Source organism: Bordetella tumbae (assembly GCF_054780995.1).
In genome coordinates this window covers 209214-235376 of sequence record NZ_BAAGVG010000002.1, presented here as the reverse complement: position 1 = coordinate 235376, position 26163 = coordinate 209214, and the positions used below count along the sequence as shown (strand labels likewise).

22 protein-coding genes are annotated in these 26163 nt (G+C 60.8%); 9 read left to right on the top strand and 13 right to left on the bottom strand.

Features of this window, described 5'->3' with window-relative positions:
* Positions 1 to 203: 203 nt before the first annotated feature.
* Together ACYVI2_RS00995 and ACYVI2_RS00990 are read right to left on the bottom strand one after the other, a co-directional pair.
* Positions 204 to 2288, bottom strand: coding sequence for an acetate--CoA ligase family protein (locus tag ACYVI2_RS00995; RefSeq protein WP_415818136.1), 2085 nt, complete (start codon positions 2286 to 2288; stop codon positions 204 to 206).
* Between the two features lie 5 nt (positions 2289 to 2293).
* Positions 2294 to 3097, bottom strand: a complete 804-nt coding sequence (locus ACYVI2_RS00990; RefSeq protein ID WP_415818138.1) for an enoyl-CoA hydratase/isomerase family protein — start codon at positions 3095 to 3097, stop codon at positions 2294 to 2296.
* 183 nt (positions 3098 to 3280) lie between these two features.
* Here ACYVI2_RS00990 and ACYVI2_RS00985 point away from each other — a divergent pair, with 183 nt between their 5' ends.
* Positions 3281 to 4081 (top strand): IclR family transcriptional regulator, encoded by an 801-nt coding sequence (locus ACYVI2_RS00985; RefSeq protein WP_415818140.1) that lies wholly within the window; start codon positions 3281 to 3283, stop codon positions 4079 to 4081.
* A 63-nt stretch (positions 4082 to 4144) separates the two neighbouring features.
* Here the strand turns inward: ACYVI2_RS00985 and ACYVI2_RS00980 are convergent, their stop codons facing one another.
* Both ACYVI2_RS00980 and gorA read right to left on the bottom strand, forming a co-directional pair.
* Positions 4145 to 5272: a 3-deoxy-7-phosphoheptulonate synthase gene (locus ACYVI2_RS00980; RefSeq protein WP_415818142.1), complete on the bottom strand. Its 1128-nt coding sequence runs from the start codon at positions 5270 to 5272 to the stop codon at positions 4145 to 4147.
* A 111-nt stretch (positions 5273 to 5383) separates the two neighbouring features.
* The gene (gorA, locus tag ACYVI2_RS00975) at positions 5384 to 6742 is read right to left on the bottom strand and encodes a glutathione-disulfide reductase (protein WP_415818144.1); all 1359 of its coding nucleotides are present in this window, start codon (positions 6740 to 6742) and stop codon (positions 5384 to 5386) included.
* A gap of 216 nt (positions 6743 to 6958) precedes the next feature.
* Here gorA and ACYVI2_RS00970 point away from each other — a divergent pair, with 216 nt between their 5' ends.
* A complete protein-coding gene (locus ACYVI2_RS00970; protein WP_415818146.1) occupies positions 6959 to 7255 on the top strand; it encodes a hypothetical protein in 297 nt (98 codons plus the stop codon).
* Positions 7256 to 7313: 58 nt separating this feature from the next.
* Here the strand turns inward: ACYVI2_RS00970 and pdxR are convergent, their stop codons facing one another.
* Entirely contained in the window at positions 7314 to 8855 is a 1542-nt protein-coding gene (gene pdxR, locus ACYVI2_RS00965; RefSeq protein WP_415818148.1) for a MocR-like pyridoxine biosynthesis transcription factor PdxR, read from the bottom strand.
* Positions 8856 to 8929: 74 nt separating this feature from the next.
* Between pdxR and ACYVI2_RS00960 the strand changes: the two genes are divergently transcribed.
* A complete protein-coding gene (locus ACYVI2_RS00960; RefSeq protein WP_415818150.1) occupies positions 8930 to 9652 on the top strand; it encodes a GNAT family N-acetyltransferase in 723 nt (240 codons plus the stop codon).
* A gap of 35 nt (positions 9653 to 9687) precedes the next feature.
* Here ACYVI2_RS00960 and ACYVI2_RS00955 read toward each other — a convergent pair whose 3' ends face one another.
* Positions 9688 to 10023 (bottom strand): thioredoxin family protein, encoded by a 336-nt coding sequence (locus tag ACYVI2_RS00955; protein ID WP_415818152.1) that lies wholly within the window; start codon positions 10021 to 10023, stop codon positions 9688 to 9690.
* Between the two features lie 293 nt (positions 10024 to 10316).
* Here ACYVI2_RS00955 and ACYVI2_RS00950 point away from each other — a divergent pair, with 293 nt between their 5' ends.
* The 3 genes from ACYVI2_RS00950 to ppk2 all read left to right on the top strand — a co-directional run bounded on the left by ACYVI2_RS00950 (position 10317) and on the right by ppk2 (position 13986).
* On the top strand, positions 10317 to 12173 hold the full coding sequence (locus ACYVI2_RS00950; protein WP_415818154.1) for a phosphoenolpyruvate carboxykinase (GTP): 1857 nt from the start codon (positions 10317 to 10319) through the stop codon (positions 12171 to 12173).
* A gap of 136 nt (positions 12174 to 12309) precedes the next feature.
* Positions 12310 to 12852 carry a DNA-deoxyinosine glycosylase gene (locus tag ACYVI2_RS00945; RefSeq protein ID WP_415818156.1) on the top strand — a complete coding sequence of 181 codons (543 nt, stop codon included), beginning with the start codon at positions 12310 to 12312 and terminating at the stop codon, positions 12850 to 12852.
* Positions 12853 to 13065: 213 nt separating this feature from the next.
* Entirely contained in the window at positions 13066 to 13986 is a 921-nt protein-coding gene (gene ppk2, locus ACYVI2_RS00940; RefSeq protein WP_415818211.1) for a polyphosphate kinase 2, read from the top strand.
* Positions 13987 to 14025: 39 nt separating this feature from the next.
* On the opposite strand, the gene ACYVI2_RS00935 is transcribed toward ppk2, so the two are convergent.
* Positions 14026 to 14991 (bottom strand): 3-hydroxyacyl-CoA dehydrogenase family protein, encoded by a 966-nt coding sequence (locus ACYVI2_RS00935; protein ID WP_415818213.1) that lies wholly within the window; start codon positions 14989 to 14991, stop codon positions 14026 to 14028.
* 78 nt (positions 14992 to 15069) lie between these two features.
* Positions 15070 to 16815 carry an IlvD/Edd family dehydratase gene (locus ACYVI2_RS00930; RefSeq protein WP_415818158.1) on the bottom strand — a complete coding sequence of 582 codons (1746 nt, stop codon included), beginning with the start codon at positions 16813 to 16815 and terminating at the stop codon, positions 15070 to 15072.
* A gap of 127 nt (positions 16816 to 16942) precedes the next feature.
* Here ACYVI2_RS00930 and ACYVI2_RS00925 point away from each other — a divergent pair, with 127 nt between their 5' ends.
* Positions 16943 to 17947 (top strand): Bug family tripartite tricarboxylate transporter substrate binding protein, encoded by a 1005-nt coding sequence (locus ACYVI2_RS00925; protein ID WP_415818160.1) that lies wholly within the window; start codon positions 16943 to 16945, stop codon positions 17945 to 17947.
* Positions 17948 to 18029: 82 nt separating this feature from the next.
* On the opposite strand, the gene ACYVI2_RS00920 is transcribed toward ACYVI2_RS00925, so the two are convergent.
* Entirely contained in the window at positions 18030 to 19139 is a 1110-nt protein-coding gene (locus tag ACYVI2_RS00920) for an Ldh family oxidoreductase (RefSeq protein WP_460490249.1), read from the bottom strand.
* Positions 19140 to 19147: 8 nt separating this feature from the next.
* Entirely contained in the window at positions 19148 to 20122 is a 975-nt protein-coding gene (locus ACYVI2_RS00915) for a Bug family tripartite tricarboxylate transporter substrate binding protein (protein WP_415818164.1), read from the bottom strand.
* 184 nt (positions 20123 to 20306) lie between these two features.
* On the opposite strand from ACYVI2_RS00915, the gene ACYVI2_RS00910 reads away from it, so the two are divergent.
* Positions 20307 to 21155, top strand: a complete 849-nt coding sequence (locus ACYVI2_RS00910) for a LysR substrate-binding domain-containing protein (RefSeq protein WP_415818166.1) — start codon at positions 20307 to 20309, stop codon at positions 21153 to 21155.
* Between the two features lie 51 nt (positions 21156 to 21206).
* On the opposite strand, the gene ACYVI2_RS00905 is transcribed toward ACYVI2_RS00910, so the two are convergent.
* The gene (locus ACYVI2_RS00905; protein ID WP_415818168.1) at positions 21207 to 22172 is read right to left on the bottom strand and encodes a 2-hydroxyacid dehydrogenase; all 966 of its coding nucleotides are present in this window, start codon (positions 22170 to 22172) and stop codon (positions 21207 to 21209) included.
* A 90-nt stretch (positions 22173 to 22262) separates the two neighbouring features.
* Positions 22263 to 23258: a Bug family tripartite tricarboxylate transporter substrate binding protein gene (locus ACYVI2_RS00900; RefSeq protein ID WP_415818170.1), complete on the bottom strand. Its 996-nt coding sequence runs from the start codon at positions 23256 to 23258 to the stop codon at positions 22263 to 22265.
* Positions 23259 to 23461: 203 nt separating this feature from the next.
* Between ACYVI2_RS00900 and ACYVI2_RS00895 the strand changes: the two genes are divergently transcribed.
* Positions 23462 to 24379, top strand: coding sequence for a LysR family transcriptional regulator (locus ACYVI2_RS00895; protein WP_415818172.1), 918 nt, complete (start codon positions 23462 to 23464; stop codon positions 24377 to 24379).
* 80 nt (positions 24380 to 24459) lie between these two features.
* Here the strand turns inward: ACYVI2_RS00895 and ACYVI2_RS00890 are convergent, their stop codons facing one another.
* Positions 24460 to 26043 (bottom strand): aldehyde dehydrogenase (NADP(+)), encoded by a 1584-nt coding sequence (locus ACYVI2_RS00890; RefSeq protein WP_415806097.1) that lies wholly within the window; start codon positions 26041 to 26043, stop codon positions 24460 to 24462.
* Between the last annotated feature and the right edge of the window lie 120 nt (positions 26044 to 26163).

The following is a 26163-nucleotide window of genomic DNA, read 5'->3' as shown; positions in this document are numbered from 1 at the left end:
GAAACTCCTTCTTGCAAATTAGTCGTCAATGATAGACCAGCTTGATCATTGATTTGTTTGCATATGATTCCACGCCAGGCCTGCTGCGCTGTTATTCGCCGGGTGTGTCAGGATCAGGAGGCTGTCATGCACCTGATGTTTCCATTGTATGGAATTTCAGGTGGTGGAACGCAAGCCCGTCTCGTTTTTCCGTCTATCGGTGCTCAGGCAAGCACGGCAATACCGTCCGCGGCACGCACGCCTTGACCTGCAGGCATAACGAACAGGGGATTGATTTCGGCTTCGACCAAGCGGTCGCCCAATTGTGCGGCCATTTGCGAGAACGCAACGATGGCTTTCACCAGCGCATCCAGATCGGCTTTGGGCCGGCCACGAAAACCGTCGAGCAGTGGCCAGGTTTTTAACTCGTGGACCATGTCGAGGGCATCTTCGCGGCCGAGGCCTTTATTGCCGGATGGCAGCAGGCGCATCGTGGTGTCCTTGAACAGTTCCGCGGTGACGCCGCCCATGCCTAGCAGGATCGCCGTGCCGAGCGGGTCGCGATGCATGCCGAGAATCAGCTCCGTGCCGCCGGCGACCATTTCTTGTACCAGAAAGCGCTGAGGCACGATGCCGGTCTTGCTTTGTACTTCGTCCTTCATTGCCCTCAGCCGGTCACCGATCTGCTCGGCAGTGAGGTTGATGGCGACGCCGCCGACGTCGCTCTTATGCGTAATTTCACTCGACAGGATTTTTAGCGCGACACGCGTATTAAAGGCACGCGCAGCTTGTTCCGCGCTGGTGGGCGTTGTCACAACGGTTTCTTGCGCGCAGGGCACGCCGAAGCGCGTGAACAATTGCTTGGCTTGCGCTTCGTCCAACGAACCTGCAGGCAGATCTGCTATGTCGATCGGCGCAGCAGGAACCGAATATGTCGGCTCCCTCCACTGCGCGTGCTGCAGCATACCGGCCAGCGCGACGGAGCATGCCTCTGGGATGGCGAAAGCCGGGACGCCGCGCTGTGTGAGCAGGGCACCGACATTCGGCGCGTGAGGACTGACGAAGGCGATCACGGGCTTATCGCTTTCGGGTAGGCAGTCCTGGATGGCGCCAGCCATCAGCTCCGGCATGGCGAGGCCCGAAGACCCCACAATGATGGCGAGCGCGTCATAGCTGGGACTTGCCAGCAGCGTTCGGATAGCGCCACGTAACAGATCTGGCTGCAGACCGGCCAGGGTGACATCGATGGGATTGCGATCCAGCGCGGCGTGGTCGCCGGTCTGCAGCGCGCGCAATTGCGCAGCGGTGGCGGCATCAGGGGCCGGCGCCTCAAAACCCGATACGCCCAGGCTGTCGGACACCAGTGTGCCAGCGCCACCCGTCGAGGTCAGGATGGCGACACGATTGCCCCGCAGCACGCGGTTTGTGGCCAGCGCAGCAGGGATATCCAGCAAGTCGCTAAAGGTCTGGGCGCGAATAATGCCGACTTGCTTGAATAGCGCGTCGTACATGCGGTCGGCACCGGCCAGTGCACCTGTATGCGACACGGCCGCTTTTGCGCCGGCTTCCGAGCGGCCGATCTTGAAGGCGACGACCGGCTTACCGGCGCGGGCGGCCTTCAGGGCTGCAGTGCGGAATTTCTCCGGGTTGCGCACGCTTTCGACATAGAGCGCGATGACTTTGGTGGCTTCGTCGTCAGTCAAGTAATCAATGAAGTCGGCCAAATCGAGATCGACTTCGTTGCTGGTTGAGATGAGCTTGGACAAGCCGATCCCGCGAGACGCTGCGCGGGACAGCAGCGCACCGAGGATGCCGCCGCTTTGCGACACCACACCGATGGACCCAGCCGGGAAATGATCCATTTCCAGTGCGCCGCTGGCCGACAGCACGATGTTGTCGGTCAGATTGACCAAACCGATCGTGTTGGGGCCGAGGATGCGCATACTGCCTGCGGCCTCGATGAGTTCGGCTTGCCGGCGCGCTCCCTCTGCACCGACTTCGGTGTAGCCGCTGGCCAGCACGATCGATGCCGCCGTACCGCGCTGTGCGAGTTCTCGTACGGCCAAGTGCGCGCGTTCGGCGCCCAACAGTACGATGCCGACGTCGGGTACCGACGGCAGCGATGCGATGTTGGGATAGCAGGGCAGGCCGTCGATATTGTCGGCTCGTGGATTGACAGGATAAATGTGGCCGGTAAAACCGTGCTTGCGCAGATAGGCGACAGGGCGGCCGGCGGTCTTTCTGCTATCGGCGGAGGCGCCGATGACGGCTACGCTGCGTGGATTGAGGAGGCGGGTAAGGGGGCTCATGTTTGTTACTCTTTGCTGGTGCGCTTTTCGGCGGCCTTGGCCAGGAAAGCCATGACCGATTCGCGGTGCTCCGTGCTCGTGTAGCAGATGCCTTGCGCTTGGCTGCCTTGTGCGAATACTTGTTCAGCCGACATTTCGAAGCTCTGGTTGAGAATGGTCTTGCCCAGCGCCAATGCAGTCCCGGAGCCTTGGCTCAGCTCGGCGGCCCAGGTCTGCGCATCGGTCAGCAGTTGCGCTGCGCTGGTGGTGCGATCCACGATGCCTAACCGCAGGGCTTCGTCGCATTCGACTTTTCGACCGGTGAAAATCAGTTCTTTTGCTTTGGATAGACCCACCCGGCGCGGCAGGAAATACATACCGCCACCGTCCGGGACGATGCCGCGATTGATATACGACCAGGTAAAGCTCGCGGCGTCGCTGGCAATGATGAAATCGCAGGCCAGGGCAGTGTCGGCGCCCAGGCCGGACGCAGCGCCATTGACGGCAGCAATGGTCGGCTTGGGCATGGTGTGCAGCAACGATTGGGTGTAGTGCACGCGCTGCTGACGGTGCCAGCCGTTGAAAGCGATTTCGCCAACAGGGGCGTTCATCCGCCGTTCCATCCCCGCGACATCGCCACCGGCGCAGAATCCCTTTCCGTTACCGCTGAGCACCAATGCGCGGATCGCTTTGTCGGCACTGATGCGTTCCAGCGCCGCGATGAATGCGCTGCGCATATCGTCGCTCATGGCATTGCGTTTCTCAGGGCGGTTGAGCAGCAGTGTGGCAATGCCGTCGGTAACGGTCAGTTCGATCAAATCCGTGGTCATGTCGCGAGTTTTCCTTGAGTCGGCTCAGTCGTTGGCGATGTGGCTTTTCTTGACGCGCCTGCGTCAAACCAGCATTTGCCTTTTGCCGGATAGTTTAGGTGCCCAAGCCGCAATATGTATTCCCTGAATTCCACTTGATGGAAATAGTGCTAAGCTGCTGCGTCCCACCCATTTCGCTACATCATGTCCGATTCTTCTCCCCAGACCGTGCGGCGGCACCATCACGAAGACCCTGTGTTGAATCGTTCGTTGGTGCGTGGGGTCGAGATTCTGCGCGCGTTTCGCCCCGGTGCAGATCAACTCGGCAATGGAGAAATCGCGGAAAGGACTCAGCTTTCGCGCGCCACGGTCAGCCGTCTGACGCAGACGCTGGTCGAATGCGGGCTGCTGGAGCATGATCGGGTGCGGCGGACTTACCGTCTGGCCACGCCGGTATTGAGCCTGGCTCACGCAATGCGTGCGGGCTCGCCGGTGTTGAATGCGGTCGCGCCGCTGATGCGTGCGATGGCCGAGAAAATGCGGATCAATGTGGGGCTGGCGACCGCGGACCGTGACGAAATGGTCTATTTGGAATCGTTTCGGTTTAACCGCAAGGTGGCGCTGCGCAGTGTTGTCGCGGGGCAGCGTGTGCCGATGGAGCTCACTTCGCTGGGCAGAGCCTATCTGGCGGTCGTCGATGACGTACAGCGGCAGGCGTTGCTGGAGCAGTTTCGCCAACGGCGCAGTACTGACTCGCGCCGTCTGCTTGACGAAATCCACGCCGCCAGGCTCAGCGTCGATACCAAAGGCTATTGCGCCGCCTCATGGCAGCCGGAGGTCGTGGCAATGGCAACGCCGCTTGTGCTGCCAGACCGCCCCATTTACGTATTGAATGTCAGCGTCCGGACCATAGCCAGCATGTCAGAGACGCAGAAACAGCTGGGTGGCCCGTTGCTGGAACTCCGCGAGAAGGCGAAGACCGCGTTACTTACCGCTGACGCGTGACCGGCTCCAGCGGTGACAGCACTCGGCGACATACATGATGTGCCAAGTGCGTAATGATGCTGATCAGCCTGCCTTGCGTGCGCGCCGCTTGCGTACGGCCTCGGCCAGATCGGCCAGCACCGGTTCGGTCTGTGTCCAACCCAGGCAGGCATCGGTGATCGACACCCCATGACGCAACGGCACGCCGGGTTTCAGGTCCTGGCGGCCGGCCTCCAGATGGCTTTCGATCATGACGCCAATGATGCGCGAATCGCCGTTGGCGAGTTGCGTGCCGATATCGCGGGCCACGTCGATCTGGCGCTCGTGCGATTTGTTGGAGTTCGCGTGCGAACAGTCGATCATGACCTGTTCGCGTTGGCCTGCGGCTTTCAGTGCGGCGCAACTGGCCTGGACGCTGGCGGCATCGTAGTTGGGGCCTTGTTTGCCGCCCCGCAGGATCACATGGGTATCGTCATTGCCGCGCGTCTCGAAAATCGCGGCCATGCCCATTTTGGTCATGCCCATAAAGGCATGTTTGGCGCGGGCCGCCACGATCGCATCGGCGGCGACCTGCATGCCGCCATCGGTGCCGTTCTTAAAGCCCAACGGGCAGCTCAGGCCGGACGCCAATTGGCGATGGCTGGGGCTTTCCGTTGTGCGTGCCCCGATTGCGCCCCAGGCGACCAGGTCGGCAATGTATTGCGGGCTGAGCAGGTCCAGGAATTCGGTGGCGATGGGCAAGCCCAGTTCGCTGATTTCCAGCAACAGCTCGCGCGCGCGGTGCAGCCCCTCATTGATACGGAAACTGCCATCGAGGCGCGGGTCATTGATATAGCCCTTCCAGCCGACGGTGGTGCGCGGTTTTTCAAAGTACACGCGCATCACGATCAGCAGGTCTTTGCTCAGTGATTGCGCGGCGCTTTTTAGCTTGCGCGCGTATTCGATTGCCTGATCATGGTCGTGGATGGAACAGGGGCCTACCACCACGACCAGACGGTCGTCGCGGCCGTGCAGCACGTCGGCAATCTGCCTGCGGGCGTTTTCGACGAGAGCCAGCGTCGTAGGAGGAATTGGTAGTTCATCCTGCAGCAGGGCAGGCGAAATCAGCGGACGTACCGCGCCGATACGAACGTCATCAATGCGGGTCGTGTCTTGCGTGGAGTCGGCCTGGCCAACTTCACGGTCGTGGTGAGAATCGTCGATACGGGTCATTATTGTCTCGGGAGGAAGAGCCGCGCGCTCAACGGCTACTGCGACGGAGTCGGCAGCGGATCGAGCGGAGCGTGCAGGCGGGCTATCTGATGTGCGTTAATCGTATTCGGGTCAATCTGCGACGGGCGTGCGCAGCGTGACGAATTCCTCGGCGGCTGTCGGGTGGATGCCGATGGTCTCGTCAAAGACCTGCTTTGTCGCGCCCGCTTTCAGCGCGACGGCCAGGCCCTGCACGATTTCACCCGCGTCCGGGCCCACCATGTGGCAACCCAAAACGCGGTCGGTATCGGCGTCGACCACCAGTTTCATCAAGGTTTTTTCCTGGATACCGGTCAGCGTGAGCTTCATCGGGCGGAACCGGCTTTCGAAACGCTTGATGCGATGACCGGCCTCGAGCGCCGCCTCGGTCGTCAGGCCGACGGTGCCGATATTGGGCAGGCTGAATACGGCCGTAGGAATCAGGTCGTAATCGACCTTGCGGTACTCCTCGGGTTTGAACAAGCGGCGCGCGACTGCCATCCCCTCGGCCAGAGCGACTGGGGTCAGCGGCACGCGGCCGATCACGTCGCCGATGGCCAGGATCGACGGTTCGCTGCTGCGATATTCGTCGTCAACCCCGATAAAGCCGTCGTCGTTGAGTGTCACGCCGGTGTTTTCCAGCCCCAGATTGTCCAGCATGGGGCGGCGGCCGGTGGCATAGAACACGCAATCGGTTTCGATGACCTCGCCGCTTTTCAGGGTGACGCTCAGGGTGCCGTCATCGCGTTTGTCGATGCGGGCAATATCGGCGTTAAAGCGTAAATCCAGGCCTTTTTTTATCAGTTCGTCGCGCAGGTGCTCGCGTACGCTGCCGTCAAAGCCGCGCAGAAACAGGTCGCGTCGATACAGTTGCGTGGTTTGGGCGCCCAGGCCATTGAAAATCGAGGCGAATTCGACCGCGATGTAGCCCCCGCCCACGACCACGACGCGGCGCGGCAGTTCCTGCAGGAAAAAGGCCTCGTTCGAGGTAATGGCGTGTTCTTTACCTGGAATATCAGGGACTTGCGGCCAGCCGCCAGTGGCCACCAGGATATGCTCGGCCGTGTGGCGCTGGCCGTTGATTTCCACGGTGTGAGGGTCGACCAGCCGGGCATGGCCTTCGTGCAGGGTCACACCGCTATTGACGAGCAGGTTGCGATAAATGCCATTGAGACGTTCGATTTCGCGGTTTTTATTGGCGATCAGGGTAGTCCAGTCAAAACCCGGGGTCCCGACGGTCCATCCAAATCCGGAGGCTTGCTCGAAGTCTTCGTGAAAATGCGCGCCGTACACCAGCAGTTTTTTGGGTACGCATCCAACGTTCACGCAGGTGCCGCCGAGATAGCGGCTTTCCGCAATGGCTACACGAGCACCGAATCCCGCGGCAAAGCGCGCCGCGCGCACGCCGCCTGAACCTGCGCCTATGACGTATAAGTCGAAATCGAAAGCCATCACGAATCCTTGTTACGAGTCTGCTTGGTGGGACGCAGCCGCCCACATAATTTCTGAAAAGAACGGTATTAAACCGCTAATCTTAAACCGCCGTCCGGCGGGTATGCTGCGACCTGGCTTGTGGTGCCCTCAGCACAGGCCCCGCATATGGGATACATTCTGACGGTGGTGCCGCCGTATCGGGCGGCGTTCGGGGTGATTCCGTGATGGGAATGCATGCAGACTGAAACTAGTTTCTTTGGCTCGGTGGGCGCCGTGTTGGGCGAGGTGATCCGTGCCATTGTGTCAGGCATCCGCTATGTCTTTAGCGGCCTGGGCTCGGCGATCGGGGATTTTTTCTCGGGCCTGGCCGGCGCATTGGGCATGAGCTCGTCGATATTTCATTTCGCGCTGCTGCTCCTGGGCCTGGTCCTGCTGTGGTCCGCGGTCAAGGCCTTTATGGGGCGTTCCATTGTGGCGGGATTGTTCTGGCTGCTATTGGCCATGCTGTTGTTGTCCGGCCTGATCAGTTAGCGGGGCAGGGGGGCTGCCTCCGGCAGCCTCGGTTCTATCGGTAGGTTGAGCTTTCCCTCTATGCCGGGCGCCGCGCAGTGGTTTGCGCGATCAGCATGGTGAGCCGCTTGATGAGCGGTTCGAACAGATCCGCCGAGGTGTTGCCATAGCCCAGCACCAGGCCGTTGTCCTCGGCGGTCGGTTGCAGGGCAAAGGCCGACAGGGCGCTGGGCGCCATGCCCGCCTGCCGCGCTGCAGCGGCCAGTTGCCGGTCCTGAATTTCAGGCGGCAGTCTCACGGTCAAGTGCAGGCCGCCTTGTCCGCCTAACACCTCGTGCGAGACGGACAGGTGGCGCGCTAGGGCTGATCGCAAGGCGGATTGCCGGTCGCGATAGAGACGCCGCATGCGGCCCAGATGGCGGGCAAACTGTCCGCTTTCCATAAACTCCGCCAAGGCGAGTTGCTCATGCCGATGGCCGCCGCGCAGCAATTCGTGCACGGCCGTGTGTAACGAACCTGTCAGCCCCTCGGGTAATACCAGGAATCCAATGCGCAGGGCGGGAAACATGGTCTTGCTGAACGTACCGATGTAGACCACGGGTGCATTATCGGCGAGCCCTTGCATGGCGGGGATCGGATCGCCCTGGTGCCGGAATTCGCTGTCGTAGTCGTCCTCGATGATCCAGGCGTTGTTGCGCCGGGCGCGTTCCAGCAGGTCCAGGCGGCGAGCGGCGCTCAGCACGGCGCCCGTCGGATATTGATGCGAGGGTGAGGTGTAGATCATGCGTGGCGCATGGGTGTGCCAGAGCGTGGCAGGCGCCGCCAGGCCCTCGTCGTCAACGCGCACCGGTATCACCTGCAGGTCCCCTGCCTGGAGCGCGGCCTTGACACCCCGATACCCCGGGTCTTCCATCCAGGCGATATCGCCTGGATTACTTAGCAGCCGTACACATAGAGACAACGCCTCTTGGGCCCCCTCGGTAATCAGGATCTGTTCCGCGTGACAGCGTACACCGCGAGACAGACCCAGATGGCGGGCGATGGCGTCGCGCAGCGCAGGTTCGCCAGCGGGGTCGCCGTAGCCCAGCGTGCTGATGGGCATGTCGCGCAGCGTACGGTCCAGCGTGCGGCGCCACGCGCCGAGGGGAAAATGGCTGAGCGCCGGTGTCCCCGGGCGCAGCGCCACGGCGGCCTCGATGTGACGGGGAGACGCTATCAAGCGGCTGACGCGTTGTGCGGCACTGGCGTCCATGGGGGCCGGGCTGATAGGTTTGGGGAGGCTGATGCGGGCGGCTGGGTTGATGCCTGTGGCGGGGGCCATAGGCAGGAAGGCGACCCATGTCCCTTGGCGATCGGCTCGCACGTAGCCTTCCGCCGTCAACTGGCTGTACGCCAGCAGCACGGTATTGCGCGAAATGCCGAGTTGCTCCGCCAGCGCCCGCGAGGCGGGTAGCCGGCTGCCCGCGGGTAGCCGTCCGTCCAGAATGGACGCCTTGAGCCGTCGCAACAACTGACGTTGCAGTGTATTGCCGTCCTGGGGCGGCGACAGCGGGCTGTCCAGCAAGGGGGCTGGCGTATCCATGGCACCATCAAATAGTCTGATATTGGATCTTTTTACCATGCCACGATTCGGCTAGGCTTATGGCTTGTATTCGCGTAATGCCATTTCCCCTGAGCCTCAGAAGGATGTTTCGTATGCCGTCGACCAGTGCCGTGACTCAACAACCCGTGGGCGATTCCCTCCCGCATTGGACGGCGCGTCCGCGGCCCCCGCATGAGGCGATCGCGGGACACTACTGTCGGCTCGAACCGCTGGACGCGGCGCGTCATGGCGCTCAACTGTATGCCGCGTTTCGTCAGACGCCGGACGATGCCGATTGGACGTATACCCTGGCCGGGCCATTCGCCGACGAGGCCAGCTATCTGGCGTATGCGCGTACGGTGCAAACCTCTGAGGACCCACAGTTTTTTGCCGTTATTGACTCGGCTACAGGACAAGCAGTCGGCACTTTGGCCGCCATGCGCATTGATCCGGCCAATGGCGTCATCGAGGTAGGCAACGTGGCGTACTCGAATCTGCTCAAACGTACGCCTGCCGCCACCGAGGCCCAGTATCTGCTGATGCGCCGGGCGTTTGATCAACTCGGCTATCGCCGCTATGAATGGAAGTGCGACAGCCTGAATGCGCCGTCGCGCGCCGCTGCGTTGCGCATGGGATTTCAGTTCGAGGGGATTTTCCGGCAGGCCGTGGTTTACAAAGGGCGCAATCGAGATACCGCCTGGTTTTCCATCATCGATTCGGAATGGCCGGCCGTGCGCAGAGGCTTTGAGCAATGGCTCGCGCCGGATAATTTCGATGCGGACGGACGGCAGCGCCGCCGGCTGTCGGATTTGATCGAGTCGGCGCGGACGGCGTGACCGTCCGCGCTACGGGGTAACTGCCAGCCTGATCGTCACGGTAACTCCGCGGGGTAACTATCCAGCGCCAGACTGATCTGCTGGCGCAGATCCCATTCCGCCAGCGAGGCATTGACAGCACCGTAATAGGCGCCGTCGCGCACCAGGAACAGGGCGGGCAAATGAAAGACCTCGTAGCGCTCGACCAGCCCGCCGTTATCGCCCGCATCGATCCAGCACAGGCGCTCGACCGGCAGATCCAGCTCGGGTAACTGTTCCCGCGCCACGCGGCACGTGCCGCAGGTACGGCTATGAAAGGCCAGCAGCGACAAGCCGGGGGCATCCAGCAAGTAGCGGTCGGCAGTACTGTCGTTGAGTTCGATTTGTTGCATGGGATGCAGGCGGCTGAAAATCGATATGTTATCGGGGTTTACCCTGTTTTCGCGAAACGAACACAGCGGAATGCAGTACGCTCGACGACTTCTGAATTCGCGTCAAGACACTCGTGCATCTGTTCATCCTATCCTCGTTGACGATACAACAGACATACGATGTTGCATTCCTGATGCCCCGAATTGGTTCGGCGGGCGTGCGGGCAAGTAATATTGCGAAATCAGATAAATAGATGAAATGCGGGTCCTCATGGGGGACCCGCATCGTTTTTTTATTAAAGGAGATGGTCCCGATGAATAAGCCGTTCGACGGAGAAGTCGCCTCGCTTAACGTACCCGAATACGTCAAGCACAAGGGGTTGGTCGAGTGGGTGGCGCATGTGGCTGCGCTGACAAAGCCGGACAATGTGGTCTGGTGCGATGGTTCCCAAGAAGAATACGACCGACTGTGCGAGCTAATGGTGCAAGCGGGCACCCTGCGACGATTGAATCCGGAAAAGCGGCCCAATTCGTATCTGGCCTGGTCCGATCCCTCCGATGTGGCGCGGGTCGAAGACCGCACCTTTATCTGCTCGCAGCGCGCAGAGGACGCCGGTCCTACGAATAATTGGGCTGATCCCGCTGAAATGCGCGCCACGCTGGATGGCTTGTTTGATGGCGCCATGCGTGGACGCACGATGTATGTGGTGCCGTTCTCGATGGGCCCGTTGGGCTCGGACATCGCCCACATCGGTGTCGAGCTGTCTGACAGCCCCTATGTCGTGGTCAACATGCGCATCATGACCCGCATGGGCCGCGCCGTGTTTGACGTGCTGGGCAGCGATGGCGAATTCGTGCCTTGCGTGCATAGCGTGGGCGCCCCGCTGGCAGCAGGTCAGGCCGATGTGGTGTGGCCGTGCAATCCGACCAAATACATCGTCCATTATCCCGAAACGCGCGAGATCTGGAGCTTTGGCTCGGGTTACGGCGGCAATGCCTTGTTGGGCAAAAAATGCTTTGCCTTGCGTATCGCATCGACCATGGGCCGCGATCAGGGCTGGTTGGCCGAGCACATGCTGATCCTGGGCGTGACCTCGCCCAAAGGCCGCAAGTATCACGTCGCTGCGGCATTCCCGTCGGCTTGCGGCAAGACCAACTTTGCCATGTTGATCCCGCCCGAGGGCATGGACGGCTGGAAGGTCTCCACCATCGGCGACGATATCGCCTGGATCAAGCCGGACGCCGAAGGCCGCCTGCGCGCCATCAACCCCGAAGCGGGCTATTTCGGCGTAGCGCCTGGCACCAGCGAAAGGACCAACTTCAATGCCATGGCGACGTTGAAAGCCAATGTCATTTTCACCAACGTGGCGTTGACCGATGATGGCGACGTCTGGTGGGAAGGCATGACCGATACGCCGCCCGCGCATCTGATCGACTGGCAGGGCCAGGATTGGACGCCCGCAAGCGCGAAGGAAACCGGTCGCAAGGCTGCGCATCCGAACGCGCGCTTTACTGCACCCGCCTCGCAATGTCCGTCCATCGACCCTGAATGGGAAAACCCCAAAGGTGTCGTCATCGACGCGTTCATCTTTGGCGGCCGTCGTTCCACCACCGTGCCGCTGGTCACCGAAGCCCGTAATTGGGTAGAGGGCGTCTACATGGCGGCCACTATGGGCTCTGAGACCACGGCAGCGGCCGCAGGCCAGCAGGGCGTCGTGCGCCGCGATCCGTTCGCCATGTTGCCGTTCTGCGGCTACAACATGAGCGACTACTTTGGCCATTGGCTGAAACTGGGCAAACGCCTGCAGGATGCGGGCGCCACGCTGCCTCACATTTACTGCGTCAATTGGTTCCGTAAAGGGCCGGATGGCAAATTCGTCTGGCCGGGCTTTGGCGACAACATGCGTGTGCTGAAGTGGATGCTGGGCCGCATTGACGGCACGGCCAACGGTGTCGAGCAAGTGTTCGGCGTATCGCCCACGTATCAGGACATCGACTGGACTGGCCTGGAATTCAGCCCGGATCAGTTCCAGCAAGTCATCTCGGTCGATGTGAAATCGTGGCGTGATGAATTGGCGCTGCACGATACCTTGTTCCAGCAGTTGGCTCAGCGTTTGCCGGGTGAATTGCCTGGTGTGAAGTCGTCGATCGAGACGCGTCTGGCCGCTTGAGGCAAGGCGTGTTTTGGCATTAGCCGGGCTTGGCGCTGATTGCTGACGTAATCAAGCGCTGAGCCAAGGACGCGGCCATCGGGCTCTGCCGGAGTCAGATGGCCGCGTTTTTACGTGTTGATTGAAGGTTTTAACGGTGTCAGTTTTTCCTGACCAGATTGAGCCGATTGCCCCTCGTGTGCAAGGGTTCGCTCCGTTGATGGCATCGGGCGCACGCATCGTCGTGCTCGGCTCGATGCCTGGCGTCGCGTCGCTGCGGCGACAGCAGTATTACGCACATCCTCGCAATGCATTCTGGCCGATTGCTGCCGAGGTTTGCGGTTTTGATGCGCAGGCCAGTTATGACGCGCGCAGCGAGGCATTAGTATCGTCGGGGATCGCGCTGTGGGATGTGCTGCAGGCCTGCGAGCGTCCTGGTAGCCTGGATGCGAATATCGATATCCATAGCATCGTGCCTAATGACTTCGAGTCGTTTTTCCGCGAGAGCCCTGGCATCGTGCGTGTCTGTTTCAACGGTGGCAAAGCTGCAGCGTTATATCGACGCCACGTGTTGCCCGCATTGACGCTCTCGCGTGAACTGCAATACGTTGATTTGCCGTCTACGAGCCCGGCTCATGCTGCGATGAGGCGGGAAGAAAAGTTGGCGGTGTGGGAGCGTGCGTTGACGATTTCGCGGTGAGCTTCGTGCGTGGTGGGGATGAGTGCCATTGGACGTCGAGGCAGGGCAGTGACCGTGTTGCCCGGCCTCGACGTCCACAAGCACGCCAACGTCACCTTCACGCAAACACCTGATAATGTCCCCAACCCCATACCGCTTAACAGCAACAACGCTGTCAACAATCCTTCATCTACACCCGCTACGCTGTCAAAAACGGGCAAAGGACCTGACATCATGAATTTTGAAGACCGCGACGAACTGCGACGCCGCATCGAAAACGATTTGCTCGACAGCCTGGACGAAGAGCTGGAGCTGGAAATCGAAGATCGCGCCTATGATCTGGCACAGCAGGAGGGCGGTGCTGCGCCGGGAGGCGAAACTCACGCGCAGCGCGTAGCCTATTTCCGTGAGCTGTTTCGTCTGCAAGGCGAGTTGGTCAAACTACAGAACTGGGTGGCATCGACCCGGCAAAAAGCAGTCATCATTTTCGAGGGGCGTGATGCGGCAGGCAAGGGCGGCGTGATCAAGCGCATTACACAACGCCTGAATCCCCGCGTATGCCGCGTAGTGGCTTTGCCGGCGCCCAATGATCGCGAGCGTACACAATGGTATTTCCAACGCTATGTGGCGCATCTGCCCGCTGCCGGCGAACTCGTGCTGTTCGATCGCAGTTGGTACAACCGCGCAGGCGTCGAGCGCGTCATGGGGTTCTGTTCAGACGAGGAATACGAGGAGTTCTTCCGTTCGGTGCCGGAATTCGAACGCATGCTGGTGCGTTCGGGGATCAAGGTCATCAAATACTGGTTCTCGATCACCGACGAAGAACAGCATCTACGCTTTTTGGGCCGCATCCACGATCCGCTCAAGCAATGGAAACTCAGCCCCATGGATTTGGAATCGCGCCGTCGCTGGGAGGACTACACCCGGGTCAAAGAGGCGATGTTGGACCACACACACATCGATGACGCGCCATGGTGGGTCGTGCCCGCCGACAACAAGAAGCAGGCACGACTCAATTGCATCCACCATTTGCTGTCGCAATTTCCTTACCAGGAAGTCGAACGTGCCGAGGTGATCTTGCCAGAGCGCGTGCGCAACGAGGACTATATTCGTCATCCGGTGCCGACCGAGATGATGGTGCCGCAGGTGTATTGAGCTGGGACTTTAGTCCGGTTGGCGGCATTTGGGCCACCATCAGGGTTCTATCGGCGGCAGTTCATCCGCAATCAAATCGAGCCCTGCGCGCAGTAGCCGATCATAGCGCGCACGCTCAGCAGCGATGCTTTCGGGTGTCCACTCGTAAAAGCCTTGGCCCGCCTTCATCCCGTGCCTGCCGTCCGCGGCGCGTTCGGTGAGACAACGCGCGGGGGTATCGCTATTGCAAAACGAGGGATACATCGTAGCGCCCGCTGCCGCGTGTACCTCGATACCCGCGTGATCGCGCTGCAACACCGGGCCGGCGGCCAGAAACCGGAACCCAAAACCGAATCGCACGGCTGCATCGACATCCTCGGGCGAGGCGATACCGCGATCGATCAGATCAAATGCCTCGCGTGACAACGCGTGCTGCAAACGATTGGCCAGAAAGCCAGGCAAGTCTTTCAACACCTTGACCGGCACCATGCCGCAGCGGCGCATGAACGCAATCAGCGCATCGGCCTGCGCGGGATCGCTGGCGTCGCACAACACTACCTCGACCAGGGGCACGAGGTGCGCAGGCATGAAAAAATGCAGGCCCAACATGCGATCACGTGTCTTGAGCCCCTGGCCGATCGCACTGATTGGAAAGCTCGAGCTATTGCTCGCCAGAATGGCACGCGCAGGCGCACGTTGCTCCAGTTCGGCAAACAGGGCCTGTTTCAGATCCAATCGTTCGGGAATGCATTCGATCACCAGCCCGACGCTATTCCAGTCGACGCTATCCAGATCGGGCGCGGTTTGTACATAATCCGCCGCCTCTGCACGTCCGGCCGCAGCCAGATTGGCGGCGACGCGTGCAGGCAGGGCCTGGGCGCGCGTAGCATCGGGTTCAATGACCGTCGTGCGGCAATGCGCACGTGCCAGGACCACGGCAACGTCAGCGCCCATCGTGCCGCCACCCACCACCACGGCGTGCGCGGCGGCAGGGTTACTGAGCAGAGGTTGAGGTAATGAAGACATCATGTTTCCTTTGACGGCGCCGCGCTGAGTCATTGCGCACGTCTCGAATGCGTGGTGAAAGCAGGTGTGGTGAGAGGACTAAGCCTTGCCAGGCACGCTTTCCTTCGTATCGGTCGCACGCAGAAAATCGAAATCCACGCCTTGATCGGCTTGCGTCACACTCTGCATATACAACTTGCGATAGCCGCGATCGCCAGTGGGGTGCTCGATGGGATGCGCAGCGGCGCGGCGGGCGAGTTCCTCATCACTGATCAACACCGCGATTTCGCGATTTTTCACCGACAGACGGATACGGTCGCCCGTCTGTATATGGGCCAACGGCCCGCCCACCGCTGCCTCGGGTGTCACATGCAACACAATCGTGCCCGCTGCCGTGCCGCTCATGCGGCCATCGGAAATACGCACCATGTCTTTGACGCCGGCTCGGGCGAGCTTGCGCGGAATCGGCATATATCCGGCCTCCGGCATACCCGGGCCGCCGGTCGGGCCAATGCGCTTCAAGACGAGCACGTCATCCGCCGTGACGTCCAAGGCATCGTCGTCAATGCGATTGGCCATGTCCTCGGCGTCCTCGAATACGACAGCGCGGCCTTCATGTTCCATGAGTTGGGGGTTCGCCGCCGATTGCTTGATGATGGCGCCGCCGGGGGCCAGGTTGCCGCGCAAAACGGCCAGGCCGCCGACGGGATAGATTGGCGAGTCGAATGGCCGGATCACGTCTTGCACGAAGGCGGCAGGCGCAGCGTCGAGCTCCTCGCCCAAGGTACGGCCGGATACAGTCAGGGTATCCAGATGCAGCAACGGCCGCAGTTCACGCAGCAGGGCAGGCATGCCGCCCGCTTTGTGAAAATCCTCCATGTAGTGCTGTCCAGAGGGCTTCAGATCGACCAGCACGGGGGTCTCGCGGCTCAGGCGATCCAGCCCGGCCAGATCGATATCGATGCCCAACCGTCCTGCCATCGCGGTCAAGTGCACGATGCCATTGGTCGAGCCGCCTACTGACAGCAGCACCCGCAACGCATTCTCGAACGCCTTGCCTGTCAGAATCTTGTCGGGCGTCAGGCGGTTGATCGCCATGGCCACAGCAGTGGTGCCTGTCTGCTCCGCCACACGCATGCGGTCAGCCGTGACGGCAGGCGCCGAGGCGCCACCAAAAACCATGATGCCCAAGGCCTCGGCCAGGCATGCCATCGTGCTGGCCGTTCCCATCACCGAACAGGTTCCGACGCTGGCCACCAGTTGATTATTGACGTCGGTGATCTCCTCGGCGTCGATCTCCTCTGCACGGTAGCGGCCCCAATAGCGGCGGCAGTCCGTACACGCGCCCACGCGTTCGCCACGATGCGAGCCCGTCAGCATGGCACCCGTGACCAATTGAATCGCCGGTACGCCTGCCGATGCGGCGCCCATCAATTGAGCGGGCACGGTCTTGTCGCAGCCGCCGATCAGCACCACGGCATCCATGGGCTGCGCGCGAATCATCTCCTCGGTGTCCATTGACATCAAGTTGCGCAGATACATGCTCGTCGGCTGCGAAAAACTTTCATGCACCGAGATCGTAGGGAAATCGACCGGCAGCCCGCCCGCCAGCATCACCCCGCGCTTGACCGCCTCGATCAGCTGCGGGGCATTGCCATGACAGGGGTTGTAGCTGCTGCCCGTGTTCGCGATGCCGATCACGGGGCGCGACAGGGCGTCCTCGGTATAGCCCGCACCTTTGATAAAGGCTTTGCGCAGGAACAGCGAGAAGCCCGTGTCTCCGTAATTGGTCAGCCCCTTGCGCAGGCCGGTGGCGGGGGAATCAGGTTTTTTTGAGGAAGCCATTGTCATCTCAATAATATTATTGATAATCTATGGGCGATCATATCCGGGCCTTCTCGCGTAATGCAAGTACCGGACGGTGAATCGGCGCCAGAAACACATTCAACCACTAACCTGGCAGGAGACAAACATGTTTTTATCGAGCAAGCGTCCCCCCGCAAGGCGGGCATTTCTAGCCTGTGCCTTGACCTTTTGTGCGAGCCTGGGTCTGCCCACCGTCGCTGCTGCCGCGGGCTATCCCGAGCGTCCCGTGCGCATGGTGGTGCCTTATCCGCCCGGCGGGGCGACCGATGTGATCGGCCGCGTGATGGCGCAGGAACTATCGCTGGCGCTGGGCCAGCAGTTCGTCGTCGAAAACCGTGCCGGCGCGACAGGCAATATCGGGGCCGATCAGGTCGCGAAGTCCGATCCCGATGGCTATACGCTGTTGCTCGGCGCGTTGACGAGCCATTCCATCAATGCAGAGCTCTACAAAGGCAAAGTCCCTTACGACATCGAAAAGAGCTTTGCTCCGGTTTCTATCGTTGGCTCGGTGCCGCTGGTGTTCGTGGTGAATCCTTCGGTGGAAGCGAAGTCGCTGCAGGAGTTCATCGATTTAGCCAAAAAGCGCCCGGGCTATTTGACGATGGCTTCATCGGGCAATGGTTCGCCCCAGCATCTGGCCACCGAAATGTTCAAAAGCATGGTGGGTGTGGACGTCCTGCATGTGCCATACAAGGGCAGCGGCCCCGCGATGACGGATTTGATGGGTGGACAGGTGCTCAGCATGATCGAGACCGTACCCGCGGCGCAGGGGCACGTGAAAGCCGGTAAATTGCGGGCTCTGGCAGTGGCGTCAGATCAACGCGCCGAGGCCTTGCCCGATGTGCCGACGACCGCCGAGGCGGGGCTGCCGAATTTCCAGGTCAGTTCCATGTTCGGGATCGTGGCGCCTGCCGGAACGCCGGACGCTGTCATTCAGAAGCTGAATGACGCGCTCAAACAGATCCTGGCCAAGCCTGCAGTCAAGGCTGCGCTGCTGAATCAAGGTGCGGTGGCAACGTGGACAACGCCTGCGGACGCGGCTGCGCGCATTGCCGCAGAGCGGGCCAAATGGGCGAAAGTGATTGCGGACGCCGGGGTGAAAGGCGAGTAGCGAGGCAAGGCTGGCGGAACCCGCCAGCCTGATACTGCATCAGTGAATCGCAGCCATTAAACAGTGTGCGGTCTGGCGCGATTCATGGGCTGCCGCGGTTGCTGCTATCGACCGCACGCACAAAATCCCGCCAGGCGATGCCTGCCTCGTTTCCAACCTGTTCAAGCGCGCTCAACGTGTCAGCCGGCAGCAGCAGGCCATTTGCGCGGTGACGAAGGTCGGCTTCGGCCTCGATTTCGCCTGGGTAATAGACCTTGTCGTGACCTGCGGCGACGGGGACGCTCTTGAGAGAAGCGATGTACGCCTCCATGCGCGTTTGAAATTCGGCGATCGGCTGAAACGCGTCGATATTCAGGGCCATGATGAAATGGCCGGCCCGGCTGCGATTGACCGGATCGTATGGGCCGTGCACTTGATCCTGAAATCCGCTGCCTGACAAGACCCCTGACATCACATCGACCATGACGCCAATGGCATAACCTTTATGGCCGGCCATGGGCAGGATGAAGCCTTTGAGCGCCTCTTTCGGATCGGTCGTCGGGTTGCCTTGCGTATCGACCGCCCAGTTGGCAGGGATAGGCTCATGACGATTGTTCGCCAGATAAATCTTTCCCCGGGCGACTCCGGAATTGGCGATGTCCATGACCATCGGCGCATGCTTGCCGGCCGGTACGCCGATAGACCATGGGTTCGTGCCGATTTTCTTTTGCAAACCGCCCCATGGGGCCATATTGGGCCCGCCATTACTCATCATCAGCATGGCGCAGTTCTGCAGCGCGCCTTGCCGAGTGAAGTACATGCACGTGCCAAAATGGTTCGAATGCCGGACCGACACAATACCCACGCCATGCGCACGCGCGCGCCGTACGGCTTCTTCGGTAGCCTGATGCGCAATGACCGGGCCGACGCCGTCATTGCCGTCCAGTACGCCGACAGCGCCCGCATCGGTCACGGTCTGCAGGCGAGTCACGCCTTTCATCGCACCGGAGCGCAAGCGGGCGTAATACCAGCCCAATCTGAGCAGGCCGTGTGATTGGTGCCCCCATAAGTCCGCCTGGACCAGGGCGTCGGCCGCCAGGCCGGCGTCGGCAGGCGGTACGCCCGCCTGCTGGTACACGGCGCAGGCAAAATCTTTAAGCGCCTCGGCCGACAATGGCGTGCGCGACAGTTGGTCGATAGATGAGGATTGCATCGCGTGACTCATTTGTTGAGATGGATATTGCGTTCGCGGATAAAGGTCTGCCACTTGTCCAGATCTGACCGGAACAAGGCATTGAATTGTTCATGGGACAGATTGCCAGGCCGCAGACCTTCTTCGGGAAAACGAGCCTGAATGGTGGGATCTTTCAGCGCCTGGAGCATGGCCGTGTTGAGCTTGTCGACGATAGCGTCCGGCGTGCCTGCGGGGACGAATACGCCGAACCAGACGCTCATTTCGAATCCCGGATAGGTCTCTGCAATCGTAGGAACGTTGGGCAGCACACTGATTCGCTCACGGCTGGCGACGGCGACAGGTTTGAGTTTCTTGGATTCGATAAAATTGATGAACCCGGGTACTGTCCCGAAAGACATCATGATCGTACCGCCGACCAGGTCGTTGATCGAATTGGCCGTGCCCTTGTAATGAACCATCGTCAGTTTGGTATCGCTGGCTTGGCTGACCATCTCCGCGACCAGATGCGACATTTGGCCGGCGCCCGGTGTGCCCACGGTCACCTCATTCGGATGTTGTTTGGCGTATGCCACCAATTCGGGAACCGTGTTAAAGGGAACTGAGGGGTGAGCGGCGAGCAAAGTCGGCGCATCAGCCAGATAAGTGACGGGTATCAGATCCTTGCGCGTGTCGTAGGGCAGCGTTTGATACAGCGAGGGGTTGCTGGTGATCGCACTGTTGGTCATCAGGATGGTATAGCCATCGGGCGATGCCTTGGCGACCAGGTCCGTACCGATGATGCTCGACGCGCCTGGGCGGTTTTCTACCACGACATTCTGTCCCAGTAACGGGCCCATTTTTTCCGCGACGAGACGAGCCACCACGTCCGAGCCGCCGCCCGGAGCAAAGGGGGCTATCATGCGGATCGGTCTTTCTGGATAGTCAGCCGCCGAGGCGGACATGCTGCAGCCGAGCAAGAAGAGGGCAGGAAATAAGCCGCGCAGTATGGTGATGGGTTTCATGGTTGTCTCCTTGAGTTTTTTGTCACCGGGCCGTCCCACGGCAAGAACGTCGCCTTGGGGCACAGCGAGCTAAGGTGCAGCGTGGGGCCTTCCTTTTTATTTGCTGCGCCTGCACTATAGGAAAACCTGCCTGCGTCACAGTGCGGGTTTTTGAGCCGAATACATTAGAAGCGCTTAACAAAAAATGAAAAGCCTGGACATCGATCATCTACGGACATTCGTCGCTGTCGTGGATCGGGAATCATTCGCCGCGGCTGCCGTCGAGGTGTTGCGTACGCAATCGGCAGTGACGCAGCAAATGCAGCGTTTGGAGGCATTGTTCGGCAAACGGCTATTCCAGCGTGTGGGGCGCAACAAGCAATTGACTCCGGACGGATTGCGTCTGCTGGATTACGCGAGGCGCCTGCTGGCGCTAAACGATGAGGCCTGTGCCGCTATGCTGTCCCGGGAGGAGAGCGGCGAGTTGAGATTGGGCGCGCCTCATGACGTGACCGACAGCATCCTGCCCAATCTCTTGGCGCATTTTTCTCAGGCGTTTCCCCGAATGCGGATCGCGATTCATGTCGGACGCAGTCCGCATCTATTGCAGCGCTTGCGGCAAGGGGAAATCGATATGACGATTGCGGGATCGGATGCACCGGATCTGCGGCACATCACATTGCGTACCTCGCCTATCGTATGGATGTGTGCCGCCCGCTATCGTTACGATGCAGAGCAGCCCTTGCCGCTGATCGTGGCGGCCGAGTCCAGCCAGTTTCGCCGCATCGCGATAGAACACCTGGATCGCGTGGGCATTCCGTGGCGGATCACCTATACCTCTCCGACGGTGGTGGGGGTGCGTGCTGCAGTGAGGGCAGGGCTGGGCGTGACCGCGCGCAGTGTGGAAATGTTGGGCAGCGATCTGCGCGTGATGAGCGAGGCAGAGGCCTTGCCGAGATTGCCCGACGTCAGTTTCAGGCTGTATTTGAGCCCGCTCAGTGCGAACAGCGCGGCGCAGCGGGTGTTCGATTCACTGGGGCATTTGAACTTGTAGCCCGAGGTGGTCGAAAAGGCCCCGCGCTGCAGGCACGCTGGACCATTGCCATCAACCGACCGGCGTCAGCACTTTACGCTGCTGAAACCATCCATCCAGATTACTCAACACCAGATCGGCCATGGCTTGCCGGGTTTCTTTCGTGCCGCTGGCCAGATGCGGAAAGAGCACGACTTGATCCATGTCCAATAGCGCTTGCGGGACTTGAGGCTCGTGCTCAAACACGTCCAGGCCTGCACCAGCGATACGGCCGTCTTGCAAGGCCTTGATCAATGCCGATTCGTCGACGACGGTGCCCCGTGCCACGTTGATGAGATATCCCTTTGGGCCCAGCGCATTGAGCACCGCATCGTTGATCAGATGACGCGTTTCTGCACCGCCTGGTACAACCACCACTAGAAAATCGCTGTTTTCGGCCAATTGGATCAGATCGTCGTAATAGCGATAGTGATCCGGCACATCGTTGCGCGCGCGGCGGTTGTAATACGCAATGCTCATGTCAAAGGCTTCGGCGCGCTTGGCGACCTGCAGGCCGATGCTGCCCAGCCCGACAATGCCGCAGCGTTTGCCGCTGGGTTTGATCGTCAGAGGAAAGGCTTCATTGAGCCAGTGGCCCTCGCGCACAAAACGATCCGCCAGGCAGAGACGGCGCGACACGTTCAAGACCAGTGCGAGCGCAGTGTCCGCAACGCAATCGTTCAACACGCCGGGCGTATTGGTCACGACGACGCCGCGTTTTTTGGCGGTGCCGATATCGATGGGATCGTAGCCTACGCCTTGGCTGAAAATGCCTTCCAGATTGGGCAGGCTATTGATCAGTTCTGCCGATGCCCCATGGCGTCCGCTGGTGACAATGCCACGCACGGTTTGCCCTTGCGTTTGCAGAAAGCCGGCTTGGTCTTTGATTTCCCACCAGCGGTGCAAGCGGTAATGGCGATCGACGTGTTCGGTGATGGCGGGTGGCATGGGGCCCACCATCAGTACGTCGATGAGGTCCGTGGAGACAGAGTCAGTCATGAAAAATCCAATCTATAGGGTTTCAAGAACCCGCTTTGCCTTCGACGGTCCGGTCATGAAGGGGCAGCGGGTTCTCGCGTATGAAACTTCTTATTGTGCTAGCAGGCCGCGCGCCTTGATGATCTCGCCATAACGCGCGCGCTCACTTGCGGCCAGCTGTGCCAACTCTTCAGGCGTCGAGCCATGAGCGCCCGCACCCTGAGCCAGCAGCTTTTGCTTGATGCTTTCCTCGTTGGCGACATCGCGGATGGCTTTCGAGAGCTTGTCGACGATGGCTTGCGGCGTGCCTGTGGGCACCAGCACGGCGGTCCAGGATCCGCCTTGGGCATTCTTGATGCCGGCCTCGTCGATCGTGGGCACGTCCGGCATCGCGGGCGAACGCTTGTCGCCCGTGACGGCCAGCGCGCGCAGCTTGCCGGCTTGTACGAACGAATTGGTTTCCAGCACCGAGGCGAACAACATATCGACGCGGCCGCCCATCAGGTCGCCCATGGCGGGGCCACCGCCTTTATAGGGGACGTGCAGCAATTCCGTACCCGTGGCCAGTTGAAACACCTCTGCCGTCAGGTGAGGCGCGCCACCTGTGCCCGAACTGGCAAACGTATGCTGGCCGGGCTCGGCCTTGGCCAAGGCCACCAGGTCTTGCACCGTTTTGACGTTTAGCGAAGGCGGCACGACCAGCACAAAAGGCAGGTCCGAGAACAGCGACACCGGGGCGAACGCCACCGCCGGATCGGTTTTCAGCTTGTAGATCCAGGGATTGATGGACAGCATGCCCGAGTTTGCAAACAGCAGCGTGTAGCCATCAGGGTCAGCACGCGCGACCAAATCGGCCGCGATTTGCCCGCCTGCGCCCGCCTTGTTATCGACCACGATGGTCTGGCCCAACGTTTGTCCCAGGCGTTCGGCCAGAATGCGGGCGGAAATGTCAGTCCCGCCACCGGGCGAGAACGGGACGACCAGCGAAACAGGACGATTAGGGTAATCACCCGCCGCTTGGCTGGCGACGGGAAAACATGCTGCGACCGCCAGGGTCAGGGCGCCCATGACCTGGGCGCGAATACGAGAAATCCGCTTTGCTTTCATGCGTTTGTGTCTCCGCAATACCGTTTTTGAATTGATCTTTAACTGAGCCGCTCTCGCTGGGGTGCAGCGGGCATGCTGTCTGGTTTACGGCATCTTTGAATGATGCCAACGGCAAAAGTATAGGGGCGGGGGCACCATTCAATACCAATTGAGCTATAAATAACATTACCCGATACACATATTGAATGGATGGATGCGGCAGTATGGAACTGCGTCAATTGGAATGTTTTGTCGCCGTGGCCGAGGAATTGCACTTTGGCCGGGCAGCGGCGCGCTTGCGCATGACACAGCCGCCGCTCAGCAGGCAAATACAGTTGCTGGAACAGGATCTGGGCGTAACGCTGCTCGAACGCCATAGCCGCGTCGTGAGGCTGACCGCGGCCGGGCAGCGTTTGCTGCGCGACGCACGTCATCTGTTGGATTATTCGGCACGTGCAGCCCTTGCGGCGCGGCGAGCTGCGCATGGCGAGGCGGGGCATCTGACCTTGGGATATACCGCGGTGGCAGCCTATCGTTTGATGCCGGCGATGCTGATGCGTGCGCAACAGGTGCTGCCCGACGTCAATATCCAGTTGCGCGAAATGGTGTCCAGCGATCTGGGCCGCTTGCTATTGGCGGGCGAGCTCGACGTTGCGTTGACGCGGCATGTGCCTATGCATCAAGGGTTGGAAAAACGGTTGATGGAACGTGAAGCGCTGATATTGGCGCTGCCTGCCGGTTCTCCGCTGTGTGCGATGGATACTGTGCCGCTGCGTGCCTTGCATCAACAGCCGCTGATACTGTATTCGCCAGGGGACAGCCGATATTTCCATGACCGCATTGTCGGCGCCATGGGTCTGGCCAATATCGCGCCGCGCTATGTACAACGCGCCAGCCAAACGCATACCTTGGTCGCGCTGGTCAGGGCAGGGCTGGGATATGGCATCGTGCCGGATTCGGCGCGAGAGCTGCATTTCGAGGGCGTGGAATACCGCCCCATCGCGCAAAAGAACCTGTACGCCGACATCTATCTGGCGTGGCGGCAGCAGGCGGACAACCCTACGGTAGAGGCGTTCCTGGATCGCGTCGCGGGGCGGGATGGGATGAAGGACGGGCCCGATGCCACGCTGGATGAGGATTGAATCTGTCACGCAAAAAATAACGCCGGATTCGTTGGCGAACCCGGCGTTATCGTGGCGCTGTACAGCGTTTCTATCTAGGATCAGGGCTTTTGCGGCGCGCCGTCGACCAGACGCCACAGGCCCAGCGGATTGGCCTGTTGAACCGCCTCGGGCAGCAGCGCATCAGGCAGATCCTGATAGCAGACCGGACGCAAGAAACGATCGATCGCCGTCGTACCCACGGACGTGTACATCGCATTGGATGTCGACGGGAACGGACCGCCGTGCACCATGGCGTAGGTGACTTCCACGCCCGTGGGGAAGCCATTGGCCAGAATGCGGCCAGCCTTGCGTTCCAACACCGGCACGAGCGTACGAGCCGCCTCGACGTCGCTCGCTTCGATCTGCAGCGTGCTGGTCAACTGGCCTTCCAGGTGTTCGGCGATCTCGCGCATTTCCGCGACGTCGCGCACGCGGATCAGCAACGAGGCCGGGCCGAATACTTCGGCCTCTAACGCCTTGTCCTTCAAAAAGCGCTGTGCATCGGTGCTGTAAAGCGCGGCTTGAGCGCTGTTGGGGCGGCCTTCGTTGCTTTGGCCCTTGGCCACGCACGACACGCCTTCGACGGCGCTCAGTTGCGCCACACCGGAGTTATAGGCGTCAGCGATGCCCGGGGTCAGCATGGTGCCGGCCGGTGCGGGTTGCAGCGCTGCCGTCACCGCGGTCTCAAAGCGCTTCAGATCCGGGCCGTCGATCGCAATGACCAGACCAGGATTCGTGCACAGTTGGCCCACGCTGCCGGTCAACGAGGTCGCGAAGCCTTGCGCAATGCTTTCCGCGCGGGCAGACAACGCACCCGGGAACAGGAACACGGGGTTGATGCTGCTCATCTCGGCGTAGACCGGGATCGGCTCGGGGCGGGCATTGGCGGTGCGCACCAGCGCCAGGCCGCCTTGGCGCGAGCCGGTAAAGCCCACGGCCTTGATCGCGGGGTGCGCAACGAGCGCATCGCCCAGGGTGCGGCCTGCGCCGAACAGCAGCGAGAACACGCCCTCGGGCAGATTGTTGTCTTTGACGGCTTTTTGAATGGCACGGCCCACAAGTTCCGACAGACCGGGGTGACCGCTATGCGCCTTGACCACAACCGGGCAGCCCGCGGCCAGTGCCGAGGCGGTATCGCCACCGGCGACCGAGAACGCCAATGGGAAATTGCTGGCGCCGAACACGGCGACCGGGCCGAGCGGCACGCGCGCCAGGCGCAGGTCCGAGCGGGGCAGGGGCTTGCGTTCCGGTTGGGCCGGATCGATGGTGGCGTTCAGGAACAAACCATCACGCACGACTTTTGCGAACAAACGCAGTTGGCCGACCGTACGGCCGCGCTCGCCTTGCAGGCGGGCTTCGGGCAGGCCGGTTTCGGCCATGCCGCGGGCGATCAGTTCGTCGCCCAGCGCCATGATATTGTCGGCAATACTTTCCAGGAAAGCGGCGCGCTGAGCCAGCGGTGCGGCGCGATAGGGATCGAACGCCGCGGCGGCCAATTCGCAGGCGCGATTGACTTCGTCCTTGCCGCCCATGCCGAATTCAGGCTCGATATGTTCGTTACGAGCCGGGTCAAACGCGCGCTGTGCGCCCAGCGTGCCGCGCACGGCGCTGGCGCCGATGAGCATCTCACCAGTGATAGACATGGAAAAGTCTCCTGAAGCTGAATTGAATGGATTCCGGAGGGGAGTCCGTATAAACGTTCTAGTATAGGGAAAGATGGTGGCCGGCCTGAGGTTTCTTTTCTGATTCAGTCAGAAAAAACA